Here is a 25,346-nt window from a genome sequence, read left to right as displayed (position 1 = left end):
AAAATCCAAATGCGTTATTGGCAATGCCTTTTAAATGCAGTGCATGGCAATTCCAACGGGTGTTACAAATAGAGGATTCTTCGGTTTTACTGTTTTTATTTTCAATTCATTCTCAATCACCTTTTCAATATCCAGTATACAGCTCGTCCCTCCTACCAAATAGATTACTTCCACACTGTCTTTCGGAAGATACTCTTCTATTATTTTTGCAATTTTTTGAGCTACTGGCTTTAACAGACTTGCTATTTCCCTCTGTTTTTGAGGGTCTTTTTTCATCTTCTCTGCTTCTTCATAAGAAATTTTATATGTTCCTGCAATAACGAGAGTACATTGTGTTCCTCCCGTAGGCTCATCTGCTACGCACATGATTTTTCCATCCTTCATAATCGCAAGTCCAGTCGTACCTCCTCCAATATCAACCACAACACCATTCATTACCTTTAACACCGCATTTGCAGCAGTTGGTTCATCAACAATATTTGTTACTTCAAACCCAGCATCTTGCACTACATTTTTAATAAATCGTGTATCATTTGGCGAAGTTCCTGGAGGTATGGCTACAGCAGCCCTAACTAAACTGCAACTTAATTTGTCTTCTATTTCCTTTTTTAATTGTTTTACTATATTTAAAGCACCTAAATAGTCTACAATTAAACCATCTTTGACTACTTGAGCAAATTTATATGCACCAGCTACTGGAACTTTGTTTTCGTCCAATACTGTGACTACAATATAAGCCGTTCCAAGGTCTACCCCTACAAACAATTTATCTTTGTTTTTGGGAATAATAGGACTATCGATAACGTTTACAAAATCGTCAATTAGTTTATCTATGCTCTCAAATATGGCGTTTCCTCCTCCCTAATCACAATTCGTTATTAGCGTGATCTGATAAAATGAAATTACTTTACATATTTATCCAAATTTTTTACAAAAAAAAGCTTTCATATAGTTGCCTAAAATAGGCAATTACATAAAAGCTACATCGCAGTTTTTTCTCAAATACTCCATCGCATCTGATATATTTATTTGTTAAGTAGACTATATCAAAAGTATTATTATATGTCAATATTAAATTTATTGATTATATTATAATTTTTAGTATTTTCATAAATGTATGTTAGTACATTTAATTTATATATATTTTTGACTATAATCCCCCATCCTTTGCTTTGATTTCAACTATATATAATTTAGTGCTGCTCAGTTTTCAAATATGCATTTAGCATATTTGAATAACTTCGTAATCACTTGCCGAACCCCCGACCAACTGATTCAATAAATACCGTTTTAACATATCACTATATTTCTTAAAACATAGTGATATCAATGCTTTTACTCACCATTCGTCATTAGTTATCACTTAATAATTTAATCCTCAGGTGTTAAAAAAGTGTTAAATAATCATAGTATTAAATGTCTAATCATTTGAAATTAGTATTTAATTATTATAGCAACTGATTGCTTAATAATCTTAATGAGAAGTAACACTCCAACAATTATATAAGTTCATTATTCATCCCTTAACAATCACATAATACTTTCTTGTACTTTGGTACTAATATATTTTTTAGTTTTTTCAACCTCTATAGAATATGTATTAGAATTAGAATTTGTATTTGTATTTGTATAACTTTTTAAAAACTTTATTAAACAATCAGGTGTATCTGCATATTCATTTAATGATGAAAGAGTGTTAATATATGGATTAATTGAAATACAAACTCTATATTTTTCAAAATACTTCCGATCATTATTTTTTTGTACTAAATCCTCTATTATTTTTTTTAAAAAATCTAATTCAAACTTTCCCCGAAAGATTTGTTGTAAATCTTTATCTTTAAAATTAATTAATAATTCCTCTATCTTTTCTGATGGTATCTTTTCGCAATTAGGAAATTTTTCATGTACTTTTTCTAAGTCAATATCGCATTTACACTCAATATTATCTATATTAATTTTATTAAATAAACTAGCTATTTTAAATTCTCTTAATTTAAGAACGTTCTTATTATTTGTAACTTTTTCAAATTTTCGTTGACCACAAATCCAAGCATTAAGAAATTTGGTTGTTTCATGAAATAGTAGATGCACTTTTTCAAAGTCGTTTACACACTTCTCGAAATCCTTTTCATGTATGTTAATCCCAAATTCACGATTTAAAATCTTTTTAAAAGAAGTTAGACTCGTATAAAAATTTTCTATTGAATAACAAGGCGTTTGATAAACATCAAAATCTTCTATGCATTCAGGGACAAAGTCTCTATCTATGAAATAAACTTTTTTAACATTATTATATACTTCATCTTTTTTAATTTTTCTGTGTACCTTTAAAACCTCTCTTCTTCCACCACAGCTATAATATATAATCTGATGATAATCTATTTGCATATATTTTTCTATACGAGGATTATAATATTTGTAATCTTCACCTTCAAAAAAACAAAATATTTTCTTATTATGGTATTCTTTATCTAAACAAAATCTTGTATAAGCAGTTACTCCTTTTTCTCTTGCATCTTTTATCTCCTGTATATTCATTGTAATATATCACTCCTCAATTCTTTTTTCTAAAATATAATTCCCCATATCTTTTGCTAGGTCATCATATTCGTTATCAAATATAAACGGTGAGTGGGTGACTGCTACTAATAATTTACATCTTTCAGATCTTATAATATCTGGCAGAAAGGTTTCTTGCCATTTAATTGATAGTGATAGCTCAGGTTCATCAAAAAGTATAATACAACTTTCATCGGTATTTAAACTTAAATATAATTTTGAAAATATTGAAATCACTTGTTTTTCACCTGAAGAAAGGTTATGAATACTTATTTCGTTTTTTGAATTATCTCTGTAAATTCCCAATTCTAAATTACTTTCATCATATATATACTTCTTGTTTTTACTGAAATAGCTATTACATACTTCTACAAATTTTCTAACTCTTTCATCATATTGGTTTTGTTTTTCATAACTACTAATGAGATTTTTAATAAGATTAAGTAAGTATTTATTATTATATATTTCAGATTTTTTTACCAATTCCTTTATTTCATTTTTGTCTGCTTTATCAATTTCATCTCCGATTCTAGCTAATGCAATACTTAGTTTTTCATGATCAATTATATAATCTTCGTCAGTTAATACATCTTCATGTAAGTATTGCTTAAGTAAAATACCGGTCATTTTTGTGAATCCTGTAATAGCAGCTGATTTAATTGTTGCTAGAATATTTTCAATAGTTGTTTCAACATCTGACATCCCAAATTGAATAAGTTTATCTTTAACATTAGTTTTTTCAAGGTCTATTCCAAGTTTTGTAATATCTTCTTCTATTCTTCTATATGTTGGGAAATACAATACTTTATCACTTATTATCTCAGTAATTCTTTTATTAAATTCTACTACGTTTTCATAACTTCCGTGGCCACTAGTATAGAATTTATTAAATATATATTTGTCAAATTCATTTCTTGCATATGCAACAGGAACATTATAAATTTCACTTATTTTTGTATAGTATTTTTTAATGTTAATATTATTTTCTTTTAAATCTAGTATTTCTTTGCTTGAAAAAATACTATCAAATCTAAGTTTTCTCCTACGATATAATGGGCTTTCACGTTCATATTCTTCTACGAAGGCTATGATATCATCATGAGTGATTGATAATTTTTCATCGTTATCGAAAACGACTGTTATTTCATCAAAAATAATAGAATTCATTTTTTCAATTTCACCGATAAGAGTATAATATAAACAATTTAGAACAGTGGTCTTTCCCATTCCATTCTCACCTAAAAATATGTTTACATTATCTTCAAACGGCAATTTAACATCTATTTGATTAAATAGATTTTTTATTTCAAATAATTTAAGTCTAACATCTGCCATTTTAACAACTCCAATTTTATTAATTATTTGATTAATTATACCATAATTTACATCTTGAATTATGATCAATTATAAATATATTTGTCAAGTGTGTATGTGAGTTTCGAAATATTTATAACTTAATAACCAAATAATTGTTTCCAATATCCATCAATAATCCATTATTTATCCTTCTATTAATAGTCCTAGGATGTACTCCCAACCTTTTGGCTATATGAATATTTTTCATTTTATCAAAGTACTTATAGCAAATGATCTGTTGATTATCTTCTGAAAGCGTACTAACTACTTGAATAATAAATTCTAATTCACTAACCTTCTTGTCCCTTAACTGAATTATCTTCTTATCCGCAGATCCTGTCTTAATCTGATAATCCATTCTCAATATATCACTTCTCAGATCTGGCACTTTTAATAGCATCTCTTCTGTTTGCTTTTTTATCTCATCCCCATTCATAAATCTACCTCTTTTATTAAATATCTGTTAGCAAAGTCTATTTTGTGCATTTTTCTATTTCTGATAAGATTCCAATTATCTCATTTACTTTAGGACCTATTGAGAAAAGTAGATCTACTCCTTTATTCTCTGAGTCTGCTCTATCTATTGTATTTGCCATTGACAATAAGTTAAGATCAACAGCATACTTGCTTGAAGCAATTTCAATTTCTCTTTTAATTATAATTTCTTTTTCTCTTAGATCACCAACAATCTCTGCTAATCCATTGTTGCTAGATCCTCTTTCTTTTATCTTCACTAGTGTTTCATCAATACCTTTTTCAATCCTTTTTCTTTCTGCCATTAATTCACTCATCTTAGTATTCAAATCCTTAGATACTAATTCGGTATATGTCATACCTTGAATCTCGATGTATCTTTTGCTTTCCCTTTTTCATAATTGACCTCCGTTAATTTAATTTCTCGCCATTTGTTTTCCTATTTTTATATGCTTCCATTAACTTCTCTGCATTTGTTTTTTGCTTGGTTAATTCTTTAGGCACTTTTATATCTTTTTGGGTTCGATTTATTTCAGCCTGTATGGACTGTTTGTATCTTTGCTTCGCTTGATCAATAGTATTAGTGCTGTCCTCTTCTCCTTCTATTGAGTCTGCAAGTCCATAATAGATGCACTGGGTAGCATCTAGCCATGTTTCATTATCAAGTAATTGTGTTAATTTCGCCTGTGTCAATTTGTTTCCAGCCTTTGCTAAATAACTTGAACAACTAGCACCATCTATTATTTCAATATCGGCTGCAGCTTTTTTTAGATCTTTAGCATTTCCGAAAACTCCCATAGCGGCATGATGTATCATCATTAACGTGTTAGAACCCATTATCACCTTATCCCTAGCCATTGCTATTACACTTGCAATGGAACAAGCAAATCCATCTATATGTACTATCTTATGGGCTGGATGCCTCTTTAACTGGTTATATATTGCTAATCCTTCACTTACACTTCCACCATAACTATTAATATAAATATTTATTGTTTTAACATCGATAGCATTTTCTAATTGGCTTTTAATATAATTTGCAGATGTACTGCTCTCAGTAACCTCACCAAACACATTAACTTCATCACCAGTTACATAATCATAAATATATAAATCCATTGATTCTGGTACTTTTGATTGTTTTATAAAATAATTAGTTTTCATATTCCTTTACCTCACCTTCTCTCTTTGATTTTCTATACAAAAAAGACACGGGTACACTAACGTAATGTTAGTACTTTCCCGTGCCTGTTGGCTTCCACTTTATAAAAAAGTAGGGTACTTAGTCTATTTAATTAAGTATATTATACCATATGTACGAATTAGTAACAAAATAAAATTTTTGTTGTGATCTTCCTTCATGAGTTATCCTTATCTTGAAATTGTGTGTAACTCATTAAAACCTATATTCTTATTGATACTTCAATGGTTTAAGCTATGTCTTAAAATATCAGTTCACACTTGCTAAAATATGTGTAATTGGTTGCTATATGGTAACCCGTTAATTCTTTTAACATTTATTTATAAACAATAACGTATACTCAAGAATGCGTATAAATCCTTTATTGAATAAAAGATATTACTCACTACTTAAATTCATTTCTATGATTTTTTATAACTTCATCAAAAGGAGGAAATTGATTAATCGGAGGAGTAAGGCTTAAAGATGTTGACAAACAACTAGTAGCTACATTTACAAACATCCCTTCTTGAGCCTCATTATGTAATCTTAATAGTCTTTTAAATGTCATCTCTTCACGATAAACTCCATATTTCGATTGATATTTTATTATTTCATTCATAATAAAATCATATATCACTTTGGCATACTCTACTGTCTCATTTTCGTTTGGAATATATCCTTTATGAATTACTTTATTTCTAAAAGTAGTATATTTATTAGCTATCACTTTAGGGGGTTCACCCATTATAAGTAAATAGAGAAAACAATAAGCTCCAAATTGTCTTTCAGATTGTGCCGAAACGTTTTTCCATGTTGAGCTTACGACATCGTCATCAATTTTATTAATAGTACAAAATAATCGAATCGAATATTCATAAAAACGTTCAAGTGATGCAACAAAACTAGATATTGATTCACGGTAATAACCGTCTTGAAAAGCATATATACCCATATCAAACAGTATTTCAAATTTTTCATTTTGTAACATTGTATAGGATGTATGTCCTCTATCACAAGTCATTTTATATATTCCTGAATCATTTATAGTTACACTATATAATTTTCTTTCTAATAAATCTAACATAAACTGTTCTTTATCATCCATACATTTAAAACAAGTCAGTGGAAGTTTCATATTTTTTCTCCTTTTTCTAATGTAAAATTACCTTAGTTAGTATTTTCTTACTAATGCTTCAAAAAAGAAACATTACTGTGATAAATCATTTTATTACTTTTGAGTTTTACATAATGACCAATTGTGTTAAACTCATTTTTAGTACCTACACCCTTTGAAATTTCAAACATTATTCAATTTTCTAAAAAGAGTTTTTTAATATTCATTATGTAAAATTGGAGCTATGAATTGATATTTTTGAAATTTCTTGATTAATATTTAATCATCACTCTATAAATACGATTTACTATTTTTTATAGAATACTAAGGTCAATCTATCATTTATTACTTTCGTTTTTCCTGTTTGCTTATATCCAACTTTTTCATATAAATGGCAATTTCCTTGTTCCTGTAATATAGTTTCTAATTCCCATCCATTTGCATCAAAATATATTTGTTCAAGCATTTGAAATACTTCCTGTGCTATTCCCTTTCCTTGTTGATCTGGTAAAATAAAAATAGGACTAACACGATAATGCTTATCATTCATTTTCACTATTCTAACTCCACCAATATTGATACCTTCGCTTTTAATAATATAATAATCTGAAAATGTCTGATTTATTCTTTCAATTATTTTTTCGACTAACTCATTAGCAGGACTGGTTTCATGATCTTGATATTTCTCCAATAATGGCATAAATGATTTAATTTGCATTGCATGAATAATTTCTGCGTCTTTTAACTCTGATTTAGTCAAAGATATATCCATTACGCGTTCCTACAATTAATTTCCAATTCTAAATAGTCTTACATATATATTCTACAAATTTCTTAATTCCCTTTGTTTTGAGAAAATGATTAACTAATTTTACAATTCACTTAAAAATCTTTTCGCTCGTTCTTGTACGGCTGTGGTATTTTCTTCAACCAACAATTTTGTTAATGCATTTCTAATCAGTTCATTGTTGTTTTCATCTACAATCTCATTTAGCAAAGAAATCGTAGCACAGTATCTATTTGTCATCATTCATGATTTATCATATCCTCTGAATAACAGAAATCCTATCTCAAAATATTTGTGATAGGGTTATTCTCATTAATTAATACTAAGTGGCTAAATAATGGCTAAATTTCATTTTAAAGTAGTCTATAAACGCTTGAAAGTACTGATATTGGTGCGCCTTGAGGGACTCGAACCCCCGAACAACTGATTTAATCTTGTTCGTTTTAATGTATTAATTTTAATGTACAATTAAATTTTAATAGATTTCTTAAATTCATTAATATCCTCGTGACTATAATACTGACCTGGATATATTGTTGTAGTTTTGTATCTAAAACTATGTAGTTTATTTTTATTTATATCAATTTTAATGTCTTTAATATCTTCCCATTTAGCCAATCTAATCAAGAGAGCTGCATGTCCCATAGGGCGATAATAAATTCCTTTTTTATGAATTCCTTCTCCAACAACCCCAGATATTATAAATACAGCTGCCAAAAGTGCAAGTATATAGTGACTCCATAAATTACCACCAATATAAGCTATAAAGCAAAATATGAAAGGAGAAATTGTTGATAAAATAATCCTTGGTTTTGTTAATCTCACCGGATAAATACACTGTCTTCGTATACTAAAATGATATATACTCCCAAATATGAAGGTTAAAAAGAATAAAACATATACCGCTATTTCTTTGCTCATTTGCAATTCACCTTTCTTTATCATCTTAAATAATCTAGTCTTTTTGCTTAGTATTATTCCATAGATTTAATGTTATAATATATCATAGGGTGTGTTTACAACTTATCATATATTCCATTATTATACAAGTCAATCGGCTTTCGGATTATACTATATTGTCTCTTTAACTCTAGCCGTAATTTAAATTCTTATCTTCAAAAATTTTAATATCCTACGACAAAAGAGCTTTAATTAAGTTTATACAAACCTTCATTAAAGCTCTTACTATTATATAGTTTTCTAATTATTATATTTGTATTGTTTTCTCAATTCGATCAATAGCAAATTCTATTCCATCACGCCAGCCATCTGTGTACTTGTAATCGTTTTCAGAGTTTATATCTTTAATCGATTTTCTTAATTCTTCTAGCTTTGCTCTTACTTCTTCCATTCTATTACATCCCCTTTTTTGTTATATATTATTCGCAAATCTTTAAATTGATTCCTAAAAATGATAAATGATGTATGTTTTTTATAATGTGATACATTAATTAGCTTATGTCATTATTTTAATATAACACATTAAAAAAATCAAGCAGATAAAGTGAAACTTTATTCAGTAGGTTTTTTTTACTGAATATTAGTTTTGGCGAAACAATGAGCCTATCGAAAATATATTTTCGATAGGCTAAATCGAAGGAAGTCAAATAGCATGCTATTTAACTTCATAGTTATTAAGTTACGCAAATGAAAGTTTGCTTTCACTTGCGAGTGTCGCGACTTTTTCACTTATCTTTTTTGAAGTGGGAATCTTAGTGCCTGTTAATGGGGGATAAAATTATCTGAAGTTAATCTCCATCTCAATATAATTATCTTATATTAGAGTTTCATATTATAAAATTATCAGGTTCCACAAAATGTTCGATAAGGACGTTCTGATGGTTTTGGTAAAGTGGAGTATTCGACCTGCTTAGCCGAGTGTTCATAAGGATTTGAAAGAACATTTAGCAGTTCTTCCATCACCTTATAGTTTCCTTTAACTGCTGCATTAAGTGCCTCCTCTACCCTATGATTACGTGGAATTAACGCAGGATTAGATTTTCGCATCAACTGAAATGATGATTCTTTAGATTCATGTTGTCTATCTAATCTCGCCTGCCATTGTTCATGCCACTTAGTAAATTCTAAGGTTCCATTCAAAACTGTGTCTTCTAATTTTCCAAATGTTAAAGCACGGAAAGTATTGGTATAGTCAGCACGATTTTTTTGCATCATGGCAAGAAGGTTTTCAATGAGTGTTATATCTTCTATCTCTTCATTATAAATCCCTAATTTTGCTCTCATTCCCGAAAGCCAATTACTTTTATATAACTCACTATATTGTGATATTGCTTCTTGAGCAATTTTAAGTGATTGCTCTTGACTTTCATGTAGCAGTGGCAATAATGTCTCAGCAAATCTAGCAAGATTCCAACCTGCCATATTGGGTTGATTTCCATAGGCATATCGACCTTGGATATCAATAGAACTAAATACAGTTGCTGGGTCATAGTTGTCCATAAAAGCACAAGGACCATAATCTATGGTTTCTCCACTGAGAGCCATATTGTCAGTATTCATAACTCCGTGAATAAAACCAACTAATTGCCATTTAGAAATTAGTATAGCCTGTCGTTTTATTACTTCCTGTAGTAGAAAAAGATAAGGATTAGGTACCAAGTCAGCATCTGGAAAATGCCTTTGCAAGGTATAGTCTGCTATTTTTCTTAATTCGTCAAGAGAACCATATTTTGAAATATACTCAAATGTTCCCACTCTCAAATGACTCCCAGCTACACGTGTCATAATTGCACCAGGGAGATTAGTTTCTCTAATTACTGATTCACCTGTCGTTACGACTGCTAAACTTCGGGTAGTTGCTATTCCTAGTGAGTACATTGCTTCGCTGATAATATACTCTCGCAACATCGGTCCAAGAGTCGCCCTACCATCTCCACGACGAGAATAGGGCGTTCTACCTGAACCTTTAAGTTGAATATCAAAGCGATTACCTTGAGGTGTTATTTGTTCCCCAAGCAATATAGCCCGACCATCCCCTAATAAGTTAAAATGTCCAAACTGATGCCCTGCATATGCTTGGGCAAGAGGTAAAGAGCCTTTTAGAATTTTGTTGCCCGCAAACACTGCTACCCCATCATCACTTTGTAGCTCATGAGCATTTAATCCTAGTGACTCAGCTAATGGATCATTTAAAATGACCAATTTAGGTGAAAGTACGGGAGTAGGGTCAAGCCTAGTAAAAAAAACTTCTGGTAACCGCGCATAACTATTATCTAAATTCCATCCTATTTCATTTATATCAGCCATAGTATCTCCTTTTTGTTTTAATAATCTTATTTTTTACCTCTATAAATTTATTATACCCTCTCAATGCAAGATGACACGCTTAATATATTTATGCTACCATTTTCAATATTCTCTCAGGATTTAAACCTCTCTTTTTAATCTAATAATTGCATCTAAAATACATTGTAAATTAACAATCAATAAAAAAAGAAATTATAGTATTTTTAAAAAACAAAAGCTGTGAAGAAAGTTTTTCCTCTCACAGCCTTTGTTTTTTAAATCTTTTTTTAATTGATTGTATTTAAAAATATATTTTAATTATTTATTAAATTGCATTTTCTGTTCTTCTAATAATATCATTTTGACAATCTGTATTAAGCTCTACAAAGTAAGCAGAGTAGCCGGCAATACGAACCACAAGATCTCGGTAAGCTTGAGGATCTTCTTGTGCAGCCCTCATAGTCTCTGAACTAACGACATTATATTGAACTTCCATACCGCCTTCTTCAAAGAACTGCTTAGTCAAATCACGTAACTTAGCTATACCAAACTCACCGTTTAATGCAGCAGGATGAATTCTAAGATTGATAGCCATTCCACCCATATACCTAGTATGATCAAAACAGGTACTCGAATTAAGTACGCTGGTAGGTCCGTTCAGATCTCTTCCCTGTGCAGGCGAAGCCGCATCAGCAAGAGCTTCTCCAGTTTTTCTACCGTCTGGTGTTGCCCAAGTATGGTATCCCTGTGCGACATGATCTGATGCACCGTATAGACCAGACTTGTAGACTTTAGATCTTGTGCTATAACACTCTTTACAGATATCGTAGTAAGTATCACAAATCCACTTCATTTGTTCATCTGCATATGGATCATCGTTTCCAAAGTGAGGCACCTCAGATAAAATCTTTTGTTGTAGCACCTCATAACCCTCCCAATTAGCCATAACTGCATCATAAAGCTCCTTAGCTGTACAGAGTTTCTTATCGAATACCATATACTTGATAGTAGTAAGAGAGTCCGCAATTGTAGCAAGGCCTGTAGCAGTACCACCGTAGGAGTTATACTTTGCACCACCGCAGACGCAATCTTTGCCAGACTCCATACATCCTTCCATAGAAATAGACAGCGCTGCATGAGTACAATGGTACATAGTCAAATACTCTGTATAATTGTTAATCGTCACAAACAACTTAAGTATGTAGCTAGACATAGCTCTGACAGCAGCCTTTACATCTTCAAAATTTTTCATCTCGTAAAGGTAGCCAGTCTTTAGTGTACTTGCTTCACCATTAAAAGGATTGATTCCATTATTAATAGCCATATCAAAGATACCACCATAATGGACACTTGCATGAGGGGCGTGAACTCCATTAGGTGCAGGATAATCATTTCCTGAACCAACTATTTCCTGACAACCTATTACACTATAATCACGGGCGTCCTTGAGCTCAAAATCAAGTTCATTGATAAGACCTGCCATAATGACTTCATCATTTTGAAATAATGGCAACCCACCTACAAGTTTAGATGTCTCTAGAGCGCATTCCCAAAGTTCGTTAGGAGTTTTCTTATTAATACGCAAAGAGATAGTTGGATCGTGCAGCTTAAGTCTTCCTATGGTTTCAAGAACCATAAAAGTAATAGGATTAGTAGCATCTTCTCCGGTTTCACGGTTAACTCCACCGATAGTAGTATGTTGGTATGTATTTCCGATTCCCGTGGTTTGTGCGATGAACCCAGGAGCAGCACCATAGAAACAATTAGCTTTTAGAAAAAAAGCATCAACAATCTCCTGAGCTTCATCCATGGTAATAGTTCCAGCCTCAAGATCAGACTTAAGAAATGGCCAAGTGTACTGATCAAAACGACCAAAAGCCATAGCTGGATAACCAGCATCTACAGCCAAAAACAGCTGATACATCATAGTTCCCTGACACGCTTCCCAAAAATTTCGAGCTGGGTTTTCAGAGATCCACATGAGACCCTCACCCATTTTTAAGAGCTCATCCTTGCGCTTTTCATCTTTGCACTTCTCAGCTTTGTCTAAGCATTCCTGACCGTATCGCTTAACCATTATGGTAGCTGCATCACAGGCAATAACTGCAGATTTATAGAACATGTACTTATCCATGTCCTCACCCATTAAATTTCCTATATGGTCATCCATCCAATCCTGAGCCTGCTTGCGAATGGCTTTGTAACCTACATTAATTATCTTCTCAAAACCTGGGGTAAGATGCCCTACTGGAATCATCATCAGAGGTGAACCAGGTAAGTAGCTGCTTACATTAAGGCGACAAAGTTCTTCGTATCCATCAGGTTGCCATGCGTTTGCAGTTGTAGTAACTGTTCTATCTTTCCAGTATTCACGTATTGAATTAAGTGCCTCCAAGTCCTCGGGAGCGATGGTTAGTTTAAGTTCTTCTCCTTCAGGGTTGTGATACAGCCCGTCATCCCAAAGAGTCCAATTCCCATTCTCAACCTCGCTTGGAATCCAACCTGCCCCTCCCCACTCAGGATTTGTTCCAGAACCGAGAAAGTTTTTGGCTTTGTTTCCAACGATAATCTCAAAGTCTTCTACACGAACGGTCATCCGTGCGCAGACATCATAGGTAGCTAATGGTCTTTTTATTATTGGTACCACATGCTCGTTTTTTTTGTAAGACTGTGTTGTAATAAGTGCTCTTTCTGAATCTGTCTGAATAACTCTATCACGAATGAGCTTATGCATAAATTTAATGCGATCAGTTGCTGGTCTAAATTTGTACATATACTTTTCCCTCCTTAATATATAATGAAAATACTACTGTAAAGTATTATGTATAAGTAGTTTGTTATTTACTTAATTAATGCATTAGTAACAAGCTTATAGAAAATTACATTAACATAGGTTTTAACTTTACACTCATTACAATGTTTTCCATTTTATAATATCACTTAAGTTTACTATATTCAATGAAGCTTAAGGACGTAATTTATTGGAAACACGTCTATTTATGCACCTACTATTCCCGGATGCTCCATCTACATATTATAGGGAAATTCTAAATAATTTTGTCAGTATATATACTATCTATTCTTTATTTATATTAATTCATAATCTTTACAAATCCATTTATTTTATCTACTAATATATTAGTTGTATTAGTCGTAACTTTTGATACTTTTTTTACTATCATTTTATCTATAAAACTCATTTTATCCAGCAAAAATTCCCCACCTAACCATTCTTTGATTTCTGCTTTTTCTGTTAGTTCTAGAGGAAAATTTTCATTTAATTGCTTATCAATAATATCAGCTTCTTGCATAGCACAAATAAATAATCCTACCCGTTTTTCTAATAATTCATCTAAATATTTAGAACAAAAATCTGAGACTATCTTTTGAATTTTGCCAACATAGATTGATCCCCCAATTATTACCTTACTGTATTTTGATAAATCAATATCATTTACTTCTTTTAAGTTGATTAAATCAACTTGATCATTTAAACCTTTTTTAACTAAATTTGCACATTTTTCTGTACATCCATATTTACTTGCATAAACAATTAAAGTATTCATATCAAACGCACCCTTTCTAAAATAAATTACTTATCAATACTACTTTTTATTGGCTACTAATTTACGTATAAGTTAATACTTAACTTATCTTATTTACTTATATTTTATCATAAAACGAAATTTTATTCAGTATGGGTTTTCTTCATCACCTACGAGATCTTAGTGCCTGTTAATGCGTCAAATGTGTAACTCAAGGGTCTTAAACTGCAACTTAATAGCTATGGTATTGTATTAGATAGTACAATAGTTTATATTTAAAAAAAGATAGTATTATTTATATCTTAATAAATCACGTCCTTTTATACTCTCAAAAATATGAATTTACATGTTTATTACTTACAAATATTATTCTTGCATGGATCGGAGGTATTAGCCTATGAAAATAAGAATTGAATACATAAAGGATGGTGAAGATGAAATTGTCTTTCGATGTCATGAAATTAGCGATGAAATATTAGAAGTTATGTCCCTACTCAATCTGAGAAAACGTAAAATTTCTGGACAGAAAGATGGAAAAATTCATTTAATAGAACCTTCTCGCATTTATTATTTTGAAAGTGTTGACAATGTGGTATTTGCCTATACAGAAGATAGTGTTTATAAAGTGTCCAACACTTTAAGTGAATTGGAAACGTTATTTTATGACTTTGGATTCTTTCGTTGTAGTAAATCAATGGTTATTAATCTAAACGAGATAACTAGCCTAAAAAGTGAAATGGGAAATAGAATTGACACTACTATGAAAAATGGAGAGCATATTATTATATCTAGACATTATGCAAAACAGTTCAGAGAAGTATTACAGACTTAGATGACTATAAATTTTACATAATTAAACTTAATTAAAGGAGGTTATAATTTTGAAGAAATTCTTTCAGTTCTACAAATGGGAACTAAAAAATGAATTGTACGGATGTATATATTTTGCTGCCATGCTTTCTATGTACTGTATTCTTGTACTGATTCATGGAGGTAGAAATGTTGATATATTTATTATGTTACAAATGCTGCTTGTATGTTATGGCATTTCTACTTTTCAAATGATAATATTTTCAGATGAAAATAAGTATAGTAAAAAAGAATTATTTATAAAATTAGGACTATGGTTTATTTGTTCTATGATCTTAATTATCATTATAAGTATTATCTTTAATTGGTTTGATAGTATGGAGACATGGGCAATAGGTTCTTTTTTAATTTATATGATTATCTGTTTTATAGGAATATGGGTAGGAATATATATTACTAATAAATTAGATTCTAAAAATCTTAATCAGATGCTGAGTAATTATCAAAATAAAGATAGTAACTAGAAATATAGAGGGGGATTCTCATAATGAATAATATAATCGAAATAAATAATCTGACCAAAAAATACGGTAAGGCTAGAGGTATCAGTGATTTAAATTTTTCGGTAAAAGAAGGGGATATGTTTGGCTTTATAGGGCCAAATGGAGCAGGAAAATCTACAACAATACGTTTAATGTTAGGGTTAATATCTCCTTCATCCGGCTCTATATCAATTTTTGAAAAAGATAGTAAAGAAAATAAAATTGAAATACTACAAAGAGTTGGTTACATGCCATCGGAAGCTATGTTTTATCCAAAAATGAGAGTAGATGAGATTATAGATTTCTCTGCTAAGTTACATAATAAAAATTGCAAAAATCAATCGAGTGAGTTATGTGAAAGACTTAAGGTAAATACAAAAAAGAAAATAGAGGAACTTTCTCTAGGTAATAGGAAGAAAATTAGTATTATATGTGCAATGCAGCATGAACCAGACCTTTATATTATGGATGAACCTACCTCAGGATTAGATCCGTTAATGCAAAAAGAATTTTTCGATTTGCTTTTAGAAAGAAATAAAAGAGGTGCAACAGTATTTCTTTCCTCTCATATATTATCTGAAATTCAACGTTATTGCAAAAATGCAGCAGTAGTTAGAGAAGGTAAACTAATAACAGTTGATTCTGTTGAACAGTTGGCAAAAGCAAATGCAAAGAGAGTAAAGATTTATGGTATTTGCGAAGTTCCAAAATTAGATGGCATTAAAGACATTTTTCAAAAAGAAAATAATGTGGAATTTTTGTATCACGGCAAAATAGCTGCACTTATAAATGAACTACAACATCTTTCCATTGATGATATGGTCATAGAAGAACCCTCAATGGAAGAAATATTTATGCATTTTTACGAAAATTAAGCCTAAAAGGCGGAAGGGAGTTTGCTATGACAATTATAAAACATGAGTTAAAGGCAAATTTAAAAACTATGCTAATATGGGCTTTTTCAATTGGAGCAATAATATTGGCTGTTATGCTTATGTTTCCAATGATGGAAGAACAATTAATTGAAATGGGAGATTTATTTAGCAATATGGAGGGATTATCTGCTGCATTAGGCCTTGATCAATTGAGTATTTATTCAGCTATTGGATATTATGGAAGCCAAGTGGGTGTAGTACTATCTTTAGGTGGAGCACTTTTTACTGCAATGCTTGGGGCTGATATATTATCAAAAGAGGAGGCAGGACATACAGCTGAATTCTTACTTGCTTTTCCAATCAGCAGGGCGAATGTTGTTTTTCAAAAACTAATTGCGATGATAGTTGTTGTATTTACGTTCGAATTGATATGTTTTTCTATGGCAACACTATCATTTGTATTAATTGGAGAGTCAATACCTATGCCAGAATTTTTGCTTTATCACTTAGCACAATTCTATTTACATATACAAATTGCTTTCATATGTTTTGGTATATCTTCGTTCTCAAAAAAGGCGAACACTGGATTGGCACTTGGAATTGTCACAATACTTTATTTCACTGATATTATGATCAAAACAGTTGAAAATCTAGAGTTTTTAAAATATGTCACACCCTTTTACTATGCAGGAGCAGGCGATATATTTTCTAGCGGCAAAATAGATAGTTTTCTAGTTTTTATTGGCTTAATCGTTAGTATTTTCTTTGTTATTGTTTCATGTGTAAAATATTCAAAAAAAGATATTGCGGCTTAGAATTTTATGACTTAAACTACAAGAAACACGCTTTGCGAGTTCTCTGTTGTTACGCGGATAGTCGCCAAATGTCTGCAAGCAGACATTTACTCCTCTTCTAAGCAAGCCAAACATGCTTCGCCTGTTTCTCTTGCTTTTCACGCGGACGTCGCCAAATGTCTGCAAGCAGACATTTACTCCTCTTCTAAGCAAGCCAAACATGCTTCGCCTGTTTCTCTTGCTTTTCATCATCGTTTCGCGTCTGCTTGCAGCCGCTTGGCTCATTGTCTTCGCGATAAATAAAATATGGACTTGTAAAGATAATATCAAGTCCATATTTACTCTTATTTTGGTTTTACCCTTATCTGTATTAAATTTTCTACATCTTGTAATATTGATGGTTCAGTAACTTTCAACATCAGCCAACGTCCACCTGCAGAAAAATCTGTGTTTTGAAATAAGGATTGAGTATAATCGCTGCAAAATGGTACTAGCAATTCAGCCTCATTCATCTCCTTATTTCCAATTACTATAAGAGCAATAAAGTAGTTTTCCATAGGGTAGAGAGTGACTAAAGATCTTCCACTTTTACGATATTTTACATTCCAACCTCGTTGCATAGAGCAATTACTATATGTCAATTTTGGTTGAATGTGATAAACGTTTTGTAAGAATAAATTTAAATCTTCCCAAAGGTCACTATTTACATACTCTCTAATATTGTCTAAGGTAGGTAGGTTCTCTGGACCATAGCAATCGCTCCATTCCATATCTATTACTCCTCCTATTCTACATTAACAGGCATAACCCATATTTCCATTTCGGTAGTATCATGTTCATGACTAGCATAACGTTCTACCGCAAAGGGCTTGGTAATATACTTATGATTAGGTAGCCATGTTTCAAACAGGTATTTGTGTGCTTTATATACTGTGTCCGTAATAAGCTTTTCAAAGTTTTCTGCTTCAAAGGCACAGACAATATATTCACCCTCATGTAATTCCCAAGAAGTAAAATCTTTAGTCTGATTATCAGAAGTAGCTTCGGCACCTGCAAAGTAGCGATAATAATCTTCTTTCGTTCCAGGGTAGGCAACACCAATTTCGTCCCCCCCTGTTTTAAGTTCTTTTATATTAATTTTGTTTTCATGGAAGTCATCCCATACCTTGCTGAGGCTATCTATCCCTGTCTCTCCACTACCAGGCATCTTATCAATTGGTTCTTCTACAGTAATTCCAACAAAATACTGACACGTTGAAATCTTTCGCCGACTAATTTCAAGTACGATATCATCGGCAATCAAGGGAACATTTTCATCGACTAATGTATATTTCAGAAGTAGTTGTGGTTTAACAAAATTATTAAGTCGAACAGGGTTTCTACGATATTGCTCAGGTGTTATACCAAATGTATTTTTGAATGTTCGTGTAAAGGTTTCATGAGAGCAAAAGCCATAATCCAACGCAATATCGAGGATTCGTTTTTCATTGTTAATTAGTTCTTCAGATGCTCTTGCAAGGCGACGCAACTTTACATATTCATGTACAGGTTTTTTAACCAATCTACTAAATAACCGCTGATAATAAAATTGTGATAATGACGCTTGTTTTGCCAATGAATCTATACTTATTTCTTCAGAGATATGTTTCTCAATATAGTCTACTGTTTTCTGTATCTGTTTCCATGCGTGCATAATTAACACCTCCTTGGAAATAGGATAACATAAGATAAACAAGTACGCTTGACTGTCAATGCTCTCTAAATTATATAACTTTATTTATACGAAGTACATATTTTATCTATATTTTAGATTAATTTTGTCGTACACACCTCTACTATCTATAGCATATGATATTAATAAAACTTATGAAAGGAATTACCACTATGAATAATAATTATAAACCATATCAGTCCTCTTATTGGAGTAACCAACCAATGTATAATGACTACAATTCATACCAATATCCTTGCTGGAACAACTCACCAATTGACTATTCAAACTTTCCAAAACCGTTAATAAAAATAAAGGACTATGGACCAAAACCATATGTAGTGAATATTGAGGAAGCTACTAAACAAAACAATACTTTTCGAACAGCATTATGGACAGGAGAATATTTGCAACTAACTTTAATGAGCATCAATGTTAGAGATGACATAGGCTTAGAAGTTCACCATGATCACGATCAATTTATACGTATTGAAGAGGGCCAAGGAATAGTTAAAATGGGTGATGAAAAAAATAAGTTGGATTTTCAAGAAAACATCTACGATGATTATGCAATATTTATACCTGCAGGCAAATGGCATAATTTGATTAATACAGGATATAAGCCACTTAAATTATACTCTATTTATGCACCACCTGAACATCCACATGGTACAGTTCATAAAACAAAAGAAGATGCGGAAAACTACCATAAATTTTAAAATATACTCATATCCTTTATTAGTTAATCGATTTTTAGGATTAACTCTCTTGACATATGAAAGAGAGAGTGCTAATATATTAAATGACCATTTATTATAAATAGTCGTTTTATCAAATAGTTTTAGTCGTTAAAGGAAGGTTTTTATGACACCTAAAATTTTTACATCTTTAGAAAGAGAAGAAATGAGAATTAAGATGCTTGATGCAGGCTTCTCCCTTATCAAAGAATATGGTATGACCCACACATCTGTTGATAAAATTATGGAGGCTGTTGGATTAAAAAAGAGCACGTTTTACAACTTTTTTCATTCAAAAGAAATGTTTGTATACGAGATTATTTTACTTCAACGCGAAAAATTTTGGAAGCATTTTGATACTGTTTTAAGTGGGCGCGAAAAGGTCTCCGTTTCGGAAGGAAAGGAATTATTGAGAACTCTCTTCTGTAATCCAAATTCCATTTATCAGCATCTCACACAGGAAGATGAGAATAAATTACAAGCAGCTCTACCTAAAGAATATTTTATTGACGATAACAAAGAAAAAAACGCAGCAAACGCCCTTTTGGGACGTATTGAAGGTATTCAATCTGATATTGATTATAAGCTCATCGCCAACCTCATGAAAATACTTGCCATGGTACAGGAAGGCAAAGATGTGTTACATGAAGACGCTTTAGACCGTACCCTAGACGCTTTGTTTGATTTGATGTTTTCGTTTATCTTTAATGAAAGTAGATAATATCTACTTTTTTTCGCCCCACAGTTAGAGACTTCTAACTTGTAATTTTTATTAATTGAGGAGGTTAAACATGAGCCAAAAAAAAGAATCCGGTAAAAAATCATCCACAGGTATTAGCTATCTGTTCTCTTTAGCAGACCACAATAAAAAATCACTTAACATTGCCATCTTTTTCAGTGTTTTATCAGGATTATGCACTTTTGTCCCATACATGATGGTATTTAAGACCATATTGTTTGTGTTCAATCAGACTGGAGATATGCGCATTGCAATGAACTATGGAATTACAGCTACAATTTTCATTATTTTTCGGTTTATATTTCAAGCTATTTCACTTGCATTAACACACATAGGTGCATATAATACATTGTATTTGGTTAGACGGCGTATCAGTGAACACATTGGTGAAATCAATCTCGGTTTCTTCACCGACAACAGTTCAGGAGAAATTAAAAAAATACTAGTTGAAGACGTGGAACGCATTGAAGTATTTCTCGCCCATCAAATACCTGATATCGTGGTAGCAATAGTAGTTCCTATTACAGTTTTTATCTATCTTTTAACTGTAAGCCTTCCAATGGCTTTAATCCTTCTTATACCTATTACACTAACAGTTATTTTACAAGTAATTATGGGTATAATCGCCAAGCCACTCATGCCAGAGATGTCTAGATTATTGGGAAAATTAAATTCCGTTATTATGCAACTTGTAAATGGTATGCCAGTTATGAAAACATTCAATCTCACTGCTGATTCATATCAAAATTATTCCGATACTATCGATGACTTTAATGTATTTTGGACGAGTGTTGCTTCAAAGTTCGCACCTATCCGTGGGATTTGCAATGTCATTTTGGAATCAGGTATATTTTTCACTTTGCCTCTTGGGGGTTATTTATACTTAACTGACTCTTTAGATTTGTCATCTTATATATTCTTTGTAATTATGAGCATCGTATTCTTGTCTTCTTATAGCAATTTAATTAACTTCGTGCAAATATTTAGTCAAATAGCCTCTGGCATTGATCGTATTAAGGAAGTTATGGATATACCCGTAATTAAAAGTGGAAATCTTACACTTTGCGATACAGGTAATTATGATGTGAATTTTAATCGTGTGAGATTTTCATATGGTAAAAAGGAAGTATTACGGGATGTAAGTTGTTGCTTAAAGAAGGGGAGCCTAACAGCTTTTGTCGGAGCATCTGGAGCTGGCAAAACAACAGCTGCACAACTTATTCCACGATATTGGGATCTTGACAGTGGTACAATTACAATTGACGGTATCCCAATTTATAATATTCAAAATAAAAATCTCATGGATCTTGTATCTTTCGTATTTCAGGAAACATTTATCCTAGGTGACACAGTATATCATAATATTTCAATTGGAAAAACAAGCGCTTCAAAAGAAGATATTGAAGCCGCAGCTAAAGCAGCTCAGATACATGATTTTATTATGAGTCTCCCAAAAAAATATGACACCGATTTATCAGCTGAAGGCATTAAGATGTCTGGAGGAGAAAAACAAAGAATATGCATCGCTCGTGCTATATTAAAAAATGCACCTATAATCATATTTGATGAAGCAACTAGTTTTACTGATATTGAGAACGAGCATAAAATCCAACTTGCTTTAAACAATCTTTTAGTTGGAAAAACTACTATTATGATTGCCCATCGATTGCACACTATCGTACATGCCGACCAGATATGCGTATTTGATGAAGGAGAGATAAAAGAAATTGGAACACATCATACACTACTTGAGAAGGGCGGATTATACTCAAATATGTGGCAAACTTATACAAGCCAAAAGGAGGTACGAGCTTTATGATTTCTATTATAAAATATATAAAACAACTTGCAGGTAGTGATGTTCGAAGACTCATTTCACCTGTTATTCTATCTATGGTAGATTCATTATTAAACTCATCTATGTATGGTATTATGATTTTTGCATTCATGGGTTTAGCAGCAGGTACATTTACATTTGATGTGTTGAAAACATATTCTCTAATTATGATTTCCATATTCTTTGCTCGATTAATCATACACGGTATTGGATATACACAAGCACAATGCCGAGGACCTGAAATATCAAAAAAATTACGCCTACAAATTGGAAATCATATTCGTAGTTTAAATTTAGGCTTTTTTAATAAAAATAGTATTGGTAGGCTCAACAGTACACTCGCTACGGATATAAGCGACTTTGAAACTATTATCACACACTGCTTATGTGATTTTGTAAAAGTTGTTATTTTTACGCTTATGTCGCTTATTATATCTTTTGCCATAGATTGGAGATATGGACTTACCCTTGGAATTATTGTAGTCGTGGCTTTTCCACTCTTATCTCTTTCGGGAAAAATTGCAGCAAGAAATTCTAAAAAACTACGTACAAGTTCACAAAATGTAATTTCAATGATCGTAGAGTACATAAATGGTATTAAAACATTCCGACTTTATAATCTTACTGGCGAGGGATTTGAAAGGCTTGACAATTCACTAAGTGTTCTAAAAAAAGAATCCACTCATGCAGAACTTACTATACTACCATATACTATGAGTTTTTCCACAATAACATCTTTTATTGTGCCTATGTCATTGATTATTGGTACTTACCTACTTACACAACAGAATATGCATTCAACAAATTTTCTTGTAATTTTGTTGCTTTCCATATCCATTAGCAGTACTATGAATTCCTTAAGTTCCTTATATCCACAAGTTAGATCACTCACAAAAGCTTCCGAAAATATGATATCTATTCTTTCAGAAGAACCCTTTTCATACAAAAAAGATCATGCGGATTTTAACAGTTATAACCTTAGCTTTAATAACGTATCTTTCCAATATACTGATAAGGTAGATGTACTCAAAAACATATCATTTTCTGCCGATAATAGTACAACAACTGCATTGATTGGACCATCCGGATCAGGAAAAACGACAATAGTAAGTCTTATATCTCGCTTTTGGGATGTCTCATCAGGTAGCATAACCATAGACGGTGAAGATATCCGACAATTTGCGCCTGATGCATTAACCAAACATATGGCGGTGGTATTTCAAGACGTCTATTTACTAAACGACACAGTGTTAAATAATATAAAAGTTGGAAAAGCAAGTGCTACCAAAGATGAAGTCATTGCTGCTGCAAAAGAAGCCCATTGCCATAATTTTATTACTAAAATGGAAAATGGCTATGACACTATAATCGGTGAAGGTGGTTCTACATTATCTGGGGGAGAAAAACAACGTATTTCCATCGCCAGAGCATTACTCAAAGATGCACCAATTGTACTACTGGACGAAACAACATCTAGCCTAGATGCAGATAATGAAACTGAAATACAGCACGCCTTTGATAGACTCATGAAAAATAAAACGGTATTGGTTATAGCCCATAGACTTGGTACAATAATCAATGCCAATAATATTCTTGTACTGGATAAAGGTGAGATTATCGAATCAGGTAACCATAAAACACTCCTTGAAAAAAAAGGTTGGTATGCTCGTATGTTTGATGAACAGAAAAAAGCACAAGAATGGACAGTTCAAAATAATATTCAGTTAAAGGAGAAAAAATATGAATAAAGAAAACAAACTTGCAACAAAAGACTTTATCACTTGTGGTATTTTTAGTGCAATTTCATTAATTTTTATGCTGATTTCAACCATAGCTAACCTTACTCCACACACCATGTTGTTTTATGCGCCCTTGGCTGCGCTATTAAATGGCGTTTTATACATACTTATAGTTGTAAAAATAAAGAAAAGGGGTGTAGTACTGCTTTTTAGCATTATTCCCGCACTATTTTTGCTGATATCTGGTGTAGAAGGTATCATCACGGGCCTATCCGTTCTAATCGCTGCGCTAATTTCCGAGGCAATTCTGTGGAATGACAAAGTGCGATTTTGGCGAATTGCCTACAGCTATATTGTTTATTCAACTTTGGGTCTCGCTATTGGCGGCAGCTTTCGTATGTTCACAGATACAGCGAACTATCTAGACGGTATGCTCAAAAGTGGCCTTGATGCTAATTATGTTGAGCAATTGTATGACATTCTAACCTATTCTAACTGGATATTAAATATTCTAGGCACCATCGTATCAGCCTTGATAGGTATTTGTTTTGGCCGCTTTATTTTAAAACGGCATTTAGAGAAGGCAGGAATTTTATAAATGCACTTAGATATTAGAGCCAAACTATTGCTCCTACTTACAGTCAGTATTAGCTCGTTTATTGCCAATTCTATTACCTTTGAAATTTCAATGGTCATCCTAATTAGCATAATACAGTTATTGTCATGTAAAGATGTCTTTAACTATAAATTAGTATTGACGTATACCGCGTTAGTATTGGCTCAACTTTTTTTGCTACCGGTACTTCCCAGTACCGTAGCGATGATTACATCTATTCCTGTCGTACGACTGCGTATTGTATTCCCTTTGTTTATGGTTTTATTGCTAATCATTAGTACTACAAAAGTTAGCCAACTTATTGCCACTATGACAAAAATGAACATACCAAAATCCATTACTATTACACTTGCTGTAACGCTCCGGTATTTTCCTTCAATTGGCGAAGAATTCAGACATATACATGACGCTATGAGTATGCGTAAGATAGATGGCTTTATTCAAAAAATAGAATGTTACTGTGTTCCACTTCTTATATCAGCATCTAAGACTGCAGATGAATTAACAGCCGCAGCTATTACTCGTGGCATTGATAACCCTACTCCTGGTACTTATCGTGGCTATCAAAAACTTGCAATATCAGATTATATTGTCATGGTCTTGTCACTTTTACTTATTATGACTTCCATATCAATAAACTTAGGAATATTATAGATATTCTGTTTAGAAAGAGAGGAAA

Annotated in this window: 26 protein-coding genes; 10 read left to right on the top strand and 16 right to left on the bottom strand. The window is 32.0% G+C overall.

Features of this window, described 5'->3' with window-relative positions; translation table 11 throughout:
- Positions 1-30: 30 nt before the first annotated feature.
- The 14 genes from eutJ to GC105_RS06845 all read right to left on the bottom strand — a co-directional run bounded on the left by eutJ (position 31) and on the right by GC105_RS06845 (position 14,288).
- Entirely contained in the window at positions 31-846 is an 816-nt protein-coding gene (gene eutJ, locus GC105_RS06900; protein ID WP_343029981.1) for an ethanolamine utilization protein EutJ, read from the bottom strand.
- A 684-nt stretch (positions 847-1,530) separates the two neighbouring features.
- On the bottom strand, positions 1,531-2,541 hold the full coding sequence (locus GC105_RS06895; RefSeq protein ID WP_152803051.1) for a DUF4435 domain-containing protein: 1,011 nt from the start codon (positions 2,539-2,541) through the stop codon (positions 1,531-1,533).
- 9 nt (positions 2,542-2,550) lie between these two features.
- Complete coding sequence (locus GC105_RS06890) at positions 2,551-3,966, bottom strand: AAA family ATPase (RefSeq protein WP_193708312.1); 1,416 nt, start codon at positions 3,964-3,966, stop codon at positions 2,551-2,553.
- Positions 3,967-4,009: 43 nt separating this feature from the next.
- Positions 4,010-4,354, bottom strand: a complete 345-nt coding sequence (locus GC105_RS06885) for a sigma factor-like helix-turn-helix DNA-binding protein (protein ID WP_152803047.1) — start codon at positions 4,352-4,354, stop codon at positions 4,010-4,012.
- Between the two features lie 37 nt (positions 4,355-4,391).
- Positions 4,392-4,751 (bottom strand): hypothetical protein, encoded by a 360-nt coding sequence (locus tag GC105_RS06880; RefSeq protein WP_152803045.1) that lies wholly within the window; start codon positions 4,749-4,751, stop codon positions 4,392-4,394.
- A gap of 52 nt (positions 4,752-4,803) precedes the next feature.
- The gene (locus GC105_RS06875) at positions 4,804-5,556 is read right to left on the bottom strand and encodes a head maturation protease, ClpP-related (RefSeq protein ID WP_152803044.1); all 753 of its coding nucleotides are present in this window, start codon (positions 5,554-5,556) and stop codon (positions 4,804-4,806) included.
- A gap of 422 nt (positions 5,557-5,978) precedes the next feature.
- On the bottom strand, positions 5,979-6,710 hold the full coding sequence (locus GC105_RS06870; protein WP_152803042.1) for a hypothetical protein: 732 nt from the start codon (positions 6,708-6,710) through the stop codon (positions 5,979-5,981).
- A 286-nt stretch (positions 6,711-6,996) separates the two neighbouring features.
- Positions 6,997-7,461 carry a GNAT family N-acetyltransferase gene (locus tag GC105_RS06865; protein WP_152803040.1) on the bottom strand — a complete coding sequence of 155 codons (465 nt, stop codon included), beginning with the start codon at positions 7,459-7,461 and terminating at the stop codon, positions 6,997-6,999.
- Between the two features lie 99 nt (positions 7,462-7,560).
- Positions 7,561-7,719, bottom strand: a complete 159-nt coding sequence (locus GC105_RS16820; protein ID WP_193708311.1) for a hypothetical protein — start codon at positions 7,717-7,719, stop codon at positions 7,561-7,563.
- 225 nt (positions 7,720-7,944) lie between these two features.
- Positions 7,945-8,421 carry a hypothetical protein gene (locus tag GC105_RS06860; RefSeq protein WP_207706952.1) on the bottom strand — a complete coding sequence of 159 codons (477 nt, stop codon included), beginning with the start codon at positions 8,419-8,421 and terminating at the stop codon, positions 7,945-7,947.
- Between the two features lie 262 nt (positions 8,422-8,683).
- Positions 8,684-8,827, bottom strand: a complete 144-nt coding sequence (locus tag GC105_RS16815; protein ID WP_193708310.1) for a hypothetical protein — start codon at positions 8,825-8,827, stop codon at positions 8,684-8,686.
- A gap of 452 nt (positions 8,828-9,279) precedes the next feature.
- Positions 9,280-10,743 carry a protein adenylyltransferase SelO gene (locus GC105_RS06855; RefSeq protein ID WP_152803036.1) on the bottom strand — a complete coding sequence of 488 codons (1,464 nt, stop codon included), beginning with the start codon at positions 10,741-10,743 and terminating at the stop codon, positions 9,280-9,282.
- A 304-nt stretch (positions 10,744-11,047) separates the two neighbouring features.
- Positions 11,048-13,495 carry a pyruvate formate lyase family protein gene (locus tag GC105_RS06850; RefSeq protein ID WP_152803034.1) on the bottom strand — a complete coding sequence of 816 codons (2,448 nt, stop codon included), beginning with the start codon at positions 13,493-13,495 and terminating at the stop codon, positions 11,048-11,050.
- A 319-nt stretch (positions 13,496-13,814) separates the two neighbouring features.
- Complete coding sequence (locus GC105_RS06845; RefSeq protein ID WP_152803032.1) at positions 13,815-14,288, bottom strand: flavodoxin domain-containing protein; 474 nt, start codon at positions 14,286-14,288, stop codon at positions 13,815-13,817.
- A 376-nt stretch (positions 14,289-14,664) separates the two neighbouring features.
- On the opposite strand from GC105_RS06845, the gene GC105_RS06840 reads away from it, so the two are divergent.
- The 4 genes from GC105_RS06840 to GC105_RS06825 are packed head-to-tail and all read left to right on the top strand — an operon-like array spanning position 14,665 to position 17,309.
- The gene (locus GC105_RS06840; RefSeq protein WP_152803030.1) at positions 14,665-15,099 is read left to right on the top strand and encodes a LytTR family DNA-binding domain-containing protein; all 435 of its coding nucleotides are present in this window, start codon (positions 14,665-14,667) and stop codon (positions 15,097-15,099) included.
- A gap of 49 nt (positions 15,100-15,148) precedes the next feature.
- Complete coding sequence (locus GC105_RS06835) at positions 15,149-15,601, top strand: DUF3021 family protein (protein WP_152803028.1); 453 nt, start codon at positions 15,149-15,151, stop codon at positions 15,599-15,601.
- 23 nt (positions 15,602-15,624) lie between these two features.
- Positions 15,625-16,494 carry an ABC transporter ATP-binding protein gene (locus tag GC105_RS06830; protein ID WP_152803026.1) on the top strand — a complete coding sequence of 290 codons (870 nt, stop codon included), beginning with the start codon at positions 15,625-15,627 and terminating at the stop codon, positions 16,492-16,494.
- Positions 16,495-16,520: 26 nt separating this feature from the next.
- Positions 16,521-17,309 carry an ABC transporter permease subunit gene (locus tag GC105_RS06825; RefSeq protein WP_152803024.1) on the top strand — a complete coding sequence of 263 codons (789 nt, stop codon included), beginning with the start codon at positions 16,521-16,523 and terminating at the stop codon, positions 17,307-17,309.
- A 323-nt stretch (positions 17,310-17,632) separates the two neighbouring features.
- Here GC105_RS06825 and GC105_RS06820 read toward each other — a convergent pair whose 3' ends face one another.
- The gene (locus GC105_RS06820) at positions 17,633-18,058 is read right to left on the bottom strand and encodes a DUF3788 domain-containing protein (RefSeq protein ID WP_152803022.1); all 426 of its coding nucleotides are present in this window, start codon (positions 18,056-18,058) and stop codon (positions 17,633-17,635) included.
- A gap of 14 nt (positions 18,059-18,072) precedes the next feature.
- Positions 18,073-18,981, bottom strand: a complete 909-nt coding sequence (locus tag GC105_RS06815) for an AraC family transcriptional regulator (protein ID WP_152803021.1) — start codon at positions 18,979-18,981, stop codon at positions 18,073-18,075.
- Positions 18,982-19,172: 191 nt separating this feature from the next.
- Between GC105_RS06815 and GC105_RS06810 the strand changes: the two genes are divergently transcribed.
- The 6 genes from GC105_RS06810 (at position 19,173) to GC105_RS06785 (ending at position 25,321) form a co-directional block, all read left to right on the top strand.
- A complete protein-coding gene (locus tag GC105_RS06810) occupies positions 19,173-19,718 on the top strand; it encodes a cupin domain-containing protein (protein WP_193708315.1) in 546 nt (181 codons plus the stop codon).
- 145 nt (positions 19,719-19,863) lie between these two features.
- Positions 19,864-20,457, top strand: a complete 594-nt coding sequence (locus GC105_RS06805; RefSeq protein ID WP_152803017.1) for a TetR/AcrR family transcriptional regulator — start codon at positions 19,864-19,866, stop codon at positions 20,455-20,457.
- 70 nt (positions 20,458-20,527) lie between these two features.
- On the top strand, positions 20,528-22,294 hold the full coding sequence (locus tag GC105_RS06800) for an ABC transporter ATP-binding protein (RefSeq protein ID WP_152803015.1): 1,767 nt from the start codon (positions 20,528-20,530) through the stop codon (positions 22,292-22,294).
- The gene (locus tag GC105_RS06795; RefSeq protein WP_152803013.1) at positions 22,291-24,060 is read left to right on the top strand and encodes an ABC transporter ATP-binding protein; all 1,770 of its coding nucleotides are present in this window, start codon (positions 22,291-22,293) and stop codon (positions 24,058-24,060) included. Before GC105_RS06800 ends, GC105_RS06795 begins: the two co-directional genes overlap by 4 nt.
- Positions 24,053-24,649, top strand: a complete 597-nt coding sequence (locus tag GC105_RS06790) for an MptD family putative ECF transporter S component (protein ID WP_152803011.1) — start codon at positions 24,053-24,055, stop codon at positions 24,647-24,649. Before GC105_RS06795 ends, GC105_RS06790 begins: the two co-directional genes overlap by 8 nt.
- Positions 24,650-25,321 carry an energy-coupling factor transporter transmembrane component T gene (locus GC105_RS06785; protein ID WP_152803010.1) on the top strand — a complete coding sequence of 224 codons (672 nt, stop codon included), beginning with the start codon at positions 24,650-24,652 and terminating at the stop codon, positions 25,319-25,321.
- The last annotated feature ends 25 nt before the right edge of the window (positions 25,322-25,346 follow it).

Origin of the sequence: Alkalibaculum sporogenes, from assembly GCF_009362815.1 — a bacterium.
GTDB classification, from domain to species: domain Bacteria; phylum Bacillota; class Clostridia; order Eubacteriales; family Alkalibacteraceae; genus Alkalibaculum_A; species Alkalibaculum_A sporogenes.
The sequence above is the reverse complement of the archived record's forward strand: the minus strand, read 5'-3'. Positions and strand labels throughout refer to the sequence as shown.